Genomic DNA, 6,651 nt, shown 5'->3' with positions numbered 1-6,651 from the left:
ATTCTGGCCTAGCTCCAACTGCTCTGCGTAGGCGTCCCGCGTCTGCAGCGTGAGTGTGCGCAGGTTCAGTGCTGTGGCAACTCGCAAGGGTTCCTGGGAGCCGTCTGAATCCGGCGGCCGAAGTGCGGCGATGGCTCGCATGTTCATCCGGGTCTTGCCGCACCCCGTTCCAGCTATGTTGATGACCAGCGTTGGCAGCCGGTCCTTCAACTGCTCCGCTTCAAGTGCATCGGCGCAGACGTTTTGCCACTGGAACCTGTCTTCGGATCGCTGGCGGATCACATCGGCCGCGGCTCCGGTCAATCCTGGCGGCCTGAAGGCGAGCATCCTTTGGATCATCGAGCCGGCCTCATTCCCAACATTGTTGAGGTGCCAACTGAGTTCCTGATTCTTGAGCCGTGTGCCGTTGTGCTTGTGGGTGTTCGCGAAGACAGCACCGGGTTGTCCCACGATGCTTGGGCCGTGCCCTTCGGACTGCGTCTTATCGACGCTCGACACATGGTGGTCTGCGAGGATGAGCGCCATGCGTGCCAGCGATGCGATCGCGCGCATGGCCTCCGGGGTACTGTCCGGCAGATCGAAGGCCCGGATCCTCGCTAGCAGATGTTCTATCCGCTTCATCGCCAGGGGCGACGGTTGACTCACGAACGGATTTGGCTTGTTCTCAATGAGTGCCTCGGGCCGAATGTACTCTTCGTCGCCGGGGATGTTGGTGCGAACGGTGCTGTTACGCCCGCCCGGCTGACCGCGCGGCAGGCGATGGTGGGACATTACCAGGAAGGCCAGCACGGCCTCGACGCTCTGGAGTCCCTTTTCGATGCCGTGCGCATGCGCCCGGTATTCCTTCATGCGCAACTGCTTGTTCCACCCTTGTTCCCAAGTCCCGCCATCCAGAAGCGACAGCAGCACCTGCAGAGAGATCCATTCATGGCGAATCGGATCGGCGAGTGGTGTCGTTGAGTCCAACTTGCCCTGGAAGACCTGCCCATACTTTCCAAAATCGTGGATCAGGCCGGCGCACTCGGCAAGCAGGCACGCTACGCGTACGGCGGGTGATAGATCCAGCACGAGGTCCTTCATTGGCCGCGTCTTCGTGGCCACGGCGACCGAGCCAGCCGGGCCGAAGGCTCCTTTGCGTCCAACCACCCAGAGGAGCTTGAGCCGTCGCGCCCCGTCATTGACGTAGCAAGCGACGGCGGTCTGTCGAGTCCCACGGCTACGCAGTTCGCCGTACAGCGCGTCGAGTCCGTTCCGGGTGATAGGCGTCACCCAGGTTCGATCGCCGTGCCGAACTGCGTACGCATCGAGAACCTTGGCCGTGCGAAGGATGGCCTTCTTCTCGCACTGCGAGACGAGCAGGATGTGCATTGGAATGGTGCCTCAGGCGGACTCGGTGTTTGTTCGCAATGGCGGCCAGACGACGTTGGGCGCCACGGCCCGACCACCGAACCGAATCAGGAAATCGTGGATATCTCGACTACAAACCGCTGTTTTGCATCGTTCACTATTCTCATCGCGACCACTATACGAACGTTTGTAAAGTATTTCTATTAGATGAACAAATTATGGCGAATTTGACGCTGGAATTTTTATCCGAACAGGTTCTTGTCCGGTAATGTTTGGATTCTAAAGAACACCGGTCAATCGAGAGCACACGAATGTCGAACATAAATGCAGCTACCAGCGTGGTTAAAAAGATTGGGAATCCGAAAGTATCGAAGGAAAAGGTGGCCAAGCCGATCGAGAAGAAGGTGTGGGCGGAGCTGACCCTTGCGGCATGCCTGAAATCGATCAAGACAGCCTCCCATTTGTCGTCGAGAAGCGTGAACTCCAACGCCGCGGCAGTAGGGGTTCGACTCGATCCCTCGCAACGTCTTCCGCTGCCGTTCGTAGCGGTTAGCACGCTGGACTGCACCAAGGTCCCGGTCGATTACGTACTAGGGGCAACCGATGCAGGTCCCCTCAAACAAATCGCCAGCGTACTCAATGGAAGCTGGGACCAGTTCTTCACTGATGTGAGCCCCGAGCAGTTGTCGATGATCGAGGGGTTGCGCGGATTGATGTCGGAGCCGGGGTGCGTCGGGACCGGTTTCATCGACCCGCGCTTGCGCCAGATCATCTGGCCAACCGGCGAGGAAGCTTCTCCATGGGTTGCGCTCACGCCGCTTCAGAGCAGCGGACTGAGCGACGTAATCCGCACACGCCTCACCACTGAGTCCGCAGCCAGCACCGATCCGAAGACAGGCAAGTCGACTATCTTTCGCGCCAATGCCATCCTGGGCATTGGCGGCTCCAACCCACAGAATGTTGGACGCTACGTCCGATCGATGCAGCGCCCGTTGGTATTCAGCGGACCCACCGAGAGCGAGGAAATCCGCACTGCGTACCGGCTGCACTTCAAGGGGCATCTCGGCGGGCTCGCCTTCGCGGCGCCGAAGAAGGAGACCACGGCCTTCGCCCTCTGGCGCCGTGCCCTGCAACAGTCAAACGGCGGATCGATGCCATCTGGCATGGACATTCGCGAGGCGGAACGGCAGCACATCCAGTCGATTGCAGTTGCATCGCTGAACGCGGCTGCCGGGGCACGAGAGATCCTCGACCGAAACCGGGAGCATCTGAACGGTCTCACGTCGCCATCAATGGATCCGTTCCTGAGGGCGCTGATTGACCCGGAGCGCCGCGACCGAAGTTTCAAGAAGGTGTTCGCACGAAAGCTCATCAACAGCATCGAGAGGTTCAAGTACCGGATCGGCAAGGACGACTACGTGGTCTGCGGTGACGGTGAGCTAGCGGCGCTGATTTCCTATGCAGAAGAGGTATGTCCATGAGCCAATTCATCGTTCTGCTTCCCCGACTGGAAGTCGCCGGCGCGAACGCCCAGGGGGCATGGTGGTTCCTGGCGCCGCCGGGCCCAACGGCATACGTCGGCTTTGGCCAAGCCCTTGCATTGAAATGCTTGCCACCCGGCGCCGGACGTGAGTTCGTCGGCGTTGGCGCAGTGGTCCACGACTACCGGTTGCGCGCGGAGAAGATTGCCGGGACGTACCCGTGGCTACCCCATCAGTTGCGCGCGGCCGCGCTCATCAATGGCGATGACTACTCATCCAAGAACAAAAACGCGTTGTCCCTGCAGCCGACCGTGCGCTGTGACTTGACTGTGTCCCTGGCGATCGTCTTTGAAGAAGGGGCGAGCGTCGACCGAGACAAGGTTGAGCTTTTCATGCGTAGTGCACGGATTGCCGGGGGCGTCGTTTCCGTCAACTCGCTGGATCCCTTCTATCTCGAAAACATGGGCCAGGTCCGGGAGCGTCTCGGAACCGGATTCGCCCTTCATGCGCGACCCGACCTGACGGTCCCGGCAAGCGGCGAGGACACGCTGGATGCTCTCCTGCGCGCCACGTTGCCGACACGCGAAGCCCGCGAGGAGAATCCGTGGATCATTCCCGCGACGATGGGCTACGCCAAGATAACCAAGGCTCAAGAACGCGTGTGGACGCGTGATGGCCATCTTCATGCGTTCGCGGAGCCTCTTGTCGGCTTGGTCCAACTCAAGTCATTGAAGACTGCATCGATCCCGGTCTGGAAGTTCAAGAAGCCTTCCGACCGTGTCTTCCTCGTCGGGCACTGAGTCAAATCCGGAGCGCGCCTTCCTCTCATTTCTCTTTCACTTGCACGGAGTCTTCATGTCCAGTACCCAGATATTTACCAAGGTGCCCAGCGTCTTTTCCTTCCAGCGATCATTGATTGTCAGCGCTGGTGCATTCTTCAACGAGATCGAAGGGCAGAGTGAAACACCGCCGGTCTACGTGGTCAGACACGGCCTGCGCGGTACGCAAAACGTCAGCGAAGCCGGCGATACAGCGAAGGGAACGAAGGACCGCGATGTATCGAATATCCAGCAGACCGAGACGGCGAGGCTGGATCAGCGCCAGGGCGTTGGTCGTCAAATTCGGTCTGCGGATGCTCGATCTGGACAGCGCCCTTTTTGCGTGCGCTTCCGGCGATGGCAACCTGGCCAGGCAGGTGCGGGAAAGCGTCGTTGATTTCGTCGCCCGTGCCAAGGTCAGCGATGGGCTCCAGGAAGTATCACGTCGCATCGCCCGGAACGTTGCGAACGGCTCTTTCCTGTGGCGCAATCGGGTCGTGGCCAAGTCAGTGACCACGACCGCCGTCGACTCGAACGGCCAATCGCTGGTCTTCGACTCGCTGACTATTCCTCTGTCATCGTTCGGCAATTACAGCGCCGATGAGATCCGCTTGGCAGAAATCATTGCGGCGGGTCTGCGCGGCGACCGCGACGCAGCAGTCGAAATCATCGCGCGGGTGGATTTTGGAGTGAAGGGCTCCGTCGAAGTGTTCCCATCACAGGCGTACGTCGAAGACAAACCGAAGGGCTTCGCCCGTCCGCTCTATAAGCTCGCGACGGAGATTCCTTACTCCAAGAACCCGGGGACGGATCACCAGACCGTAACGGGCCAGGCGGCGCTGCGGGACCAGAAGATCAGCAACCGCCTGCGTACCTTTGATACGTGGTACGAAGCGTATGAAATCGTGGGCAAGGCCCTGCCCGTGGAGCCCAACGGCGCCTCCATCGACTTGATGAGCTTCTTTCGTAGCGGGAAGGCGACGGCGTTCAGCATGTTCTCGCGCCTGAATCAAATCGACCCTAGCTCACCGGAAGGCATGTTCTGCATTGGTTCGATGATCCGTGGCGGCGTGTACAGCGGTGGCTCGGACAAGGCCGAAGCAAAGGCGAACGCCAAGGCCGGCGACGCCAAGCCGCAAGAAGCGGCCGAAGCCAGTGAGGCCGCGTAATGCAGCCGCAGGCTTATATGGATTTGCGTGTGGTGCCTGCGTTCAAGGCCGAGCGGCCCAACGCCGTGGCTCACGATGTCATGGCGTTGGTGATCAAGTTTGCCCACGCGATCGCCGCTCGGCAGGAGTTCAAGCATGCGCTGGCCTTCCCGCAGGCCAAGACCGGCCCCAGGCCGAGTCCGGGGAACCTTGTCCGTGTGTTTGCACTGGAGAAGGCATCTCTCGATACGCTCGCCGACTCGCTCGAAAAACAGCAGTTCATCCGTGACTATGTGAACATCGGGCGGGTCAAGGTGCTCGCGCCGGACTACGAGCCGCCCGGTTATGTGGAGTATCTTCGGTTCAGGGTACCTAATCGGAAAAGTCGCCTCCAAGAGTCTCGCGCTCGACGGATGAGTGAGGCAGATTCTTTGCCACACCTTCGCCTCAACAGTTCGTCCTCCGGGCATGGCTTCAGCTTGTTTGTCAAACCGGTGCGGCACGCCACGGCGTGTTGCTCGGACGACTCGCCTCTCACCTTTGAGCCAGACGTGTACGGTTTGTCGGTCGTCACCAGGCGATTTGCACTGCCGGTCACCCCCGAGGATGGTTGGCCCAACATGGGCCAACCGGAAACGCCGTGAAGAAGGGTGCTGGGCCCCGGACCCCAGATCCAACCTCCAGGGCCATTCTTCTCAGCAAGCGCGCGAACGCATTCCTGATCGAGCGCGCCCGCGTGATGCAGAAGGATGGCCGGCTTCTTTTCCTGACGCAGCGCGGTGAGGAAATCGAGCAGTTCTTTAACATTCCATACAAGAACACGGCCTTTCTACTGCTCGGCCTTGGCACTTCGATCACGGAATCGGCCGTTCGCCTGCTGGCAGAAAGTGGTGTCATGGTCGGGTTCGTTGGCACTGGCGGTTCGCCTTTGTTGGGCGCGGTTGACCCGGTGTTCATGACGCCACAGAGCGAGTACAGGCCCACGGAGTACATGCAGGACTGGATGCGCATGTGGCTCGACGAACCCAGGCGACTCTCCATGGGTCGGCAGTTCATGAAGGTTCGCGCGGACTGGGTCCAGTCTGCATGGAAGATCAATTCCGCTCTCACGGCTCGCGGCGCAACCATCGAAGACGCTGATCTGCAGAGATTCTCGATTGCGGTTCAGAGAGCCGAGACGACCGACGCGATGCTTGCTGCCGAAGCTGTCTGGTCGAGGATGCTTTATGCCCGGTTGCGCTCGGCTTTTGCGGTTGATGATTTCAAGCGCGAGGGTGGCAAACGCAGCAAAGGATCTAGCGCCGATGTGGTCAACTCGTTCCTGGACCACGGGAACTACATCGCTTACGGTTATGCGGCCGTGGCTATCTATGCGCTTGGTATTTCGTTCGCTCTCCCTGTGCTTCACGGAAAAACGCGACGCGGCGCATTGGTTTTTGACGTTGCTGATTTGTTCAAGGACGCGGTCGTGATGCCGCTGGCGTTCGAGATGGGTTCGGATAACGCCACCGACCAACAATTTCGAAACGAGTTGATCGATCGATGTCTTCAAATTGAAGTGATCGATTCGCTGATCGAAAACATCAAATCCTGCGTTGTCGATAATATTGAACAAGATCAATTGCTTGGAGGGTCGGGTCGCGAATGATCTATTTCTCGCCTGAGTGACGTAGGTTCTGGGTTTGATTGAGGTTTTTGGAATTTTCGAACGGTCAGCCGCCATGCGCGCGGCTTAGAAGATAGCGAGATCCGGCAGGCGGCCGGCGTCTACGTCAGCCGCCATGCGCGCGGCTTAGAAGTGTACCTTGCGGGCCTGGGCGTTATCGATCAAGTCAGCCGCCACGCGCGCGGCTTAGA

The 6,651-nt window shown here is 59.5% G+C and carries 6 protein-coding genes and 1 pseudogene; 6 read left to right on the top strand and 1 reads right to left on the bottom strand.

Translation table 11 applies throughout. The features are described 5' to 3' along the window. A pseudogene (locus WCA53_RS28040) lies at positions 1–1,368 on the bottom strand (hypothetical protein); the annotation flags it as partial. Between the two features lie 290 nt (positions 1,369–1,658). Here WCA53_RS28040 and WCA53_RS28035 point away from each other — a divergent pair. Genes WCA53_RS28035 through cas1f form a run of 6 tightly spaced genes read left to right on the top strand, consistent with a single transcriptional unit; the run spans position 1,659 to position 6,442 of the window. Continuing rightward, entirely contained in the window at positions 1,659–2,828 is a 1,170-nt protein-coding gene (locus tag WCA53_RS28035) for a hypothetical protein (RefSeq protein WP_423918591.1), read from the top strand. Continuing rightward, positions 2,825–3,628: a type I-F CRISPR-associated protein Csy2 gene (locus WCA53_RS28030; protein ID WP_423918587.1), complete on the top strand. Its 804-nt coding sequence runs from the start codon at positions 2,825–2,827 to the stop codon at positions 3,626–3,628. The genes WCA53_RS28035 and WCA53_RS28030 overlap by 4 nt, the downstream gene beginning before the upstream one ends. A gap of 55 nt (positions 3,629–3,683) precedes the next feature. Further along, a complete protein-coding gene (locus tag WCA53_RS28025; RefSeq protein ID WP_423918584.1) occupies positions 3,684–4,043 on the top strand; it encodes a hypothetical protein in 360 nt (119 codons plus the stop codon). Further along, positions 3,961–4,815, top strand: coding sequence for a type I-F CRISPR-associated protein Csy3 (gene csy3, locus WCA53_RS28020; RefSeq protein ID WP_423918581.1), 855 nt, complete (start codon positions 3,961–3,963; stop codon positions 4,813–4,815). The genes WCA53_RS28025 and csy3 overlap by 83 nt, the downstream gene beginning before the upstream one ends. Beyond that, positions 4,815–5,438, top strand: coding sequence for a type I-F CRISPR-associated endoribonuclease Cas6/Csy4 (locus WCA53_RS28015; RefSeq protein ID WP_423918578.1), 624 nt, complete (start codon positions 4,815–4,817; stop codon positions 5,436–5,438). The genes csy3 and WCA53_RS28015 overlap by 1 nt, the downstream gene beginning before the upstream one ends. Then, positions 5,435–6,442, top strand: a complete 1,008-nt coding sequence (gene cas1f, locus WCA53_RS28010) for a type I-F CRISPR-associated endonuclease Cas1f (RefSeq protein ID WP_423918575.1) — start codon at positions 5,435–5,437, stop codon at positions 6,440–6,442. Before WCA53_RS28015 ends, cas1f begins: the two co-directional genes overlap by 4 nt. Positions 6,443–6,651: the final 209 nt, after the last annotated feature.

Origin of the sequence: Caballeronia sp. (assembly GCF_049581465.1) — a bacterium.
In the GTDB taxonomy this organism is placed as follows: domain Bacteria; phylum Pseudomonadota; class Gammaproteobacteria; order Burkholderiales; family Burkholderiaceae; genus Caballeronia.
The sequence above is the reverse complement of the archived record's forward strand: the minus strand, read 5'-3'. Positions and strand labels throughout refer to the sequence as shown.

Coding starts and splice junctions, on each gene's coding strand:
- WCA53_RS28035 (WP_423918591.1), top strand. CDS start 1,659: ATGTCGAACATAAATGCAGCTACCAGCGTGGTTAAAAAGATTGGGAAT.
- WCA53_RS28025 (WP_423918584.1), top strand. CDS start 3,684: ATGTCCAGTACCCAGATATTTACCAAGGTGCCCAGCGTCTTTTCCTTC.
- csy3 (WP_423918581.1), top strand. CDS start 3,961: ATGCTCGATCTGGACAGCGCCCTTTTTGCGTGCGCTTCCGGCGATGGC.
- WCA53_RS28030 (WP_423918587.1), top strand. CDS start 2,825: ATGAGCCAATTCATCGTTCTGCTTCCCCGACTGGAAGTCGCCGGCGCG.
- WCA53_RS28015 (WP_423918578.1), top strand. CDS start 4,815: ATGCAGCCGCAGGCTTATATGGATTTGCGTGTGGTGCCTGCGTTCAAG.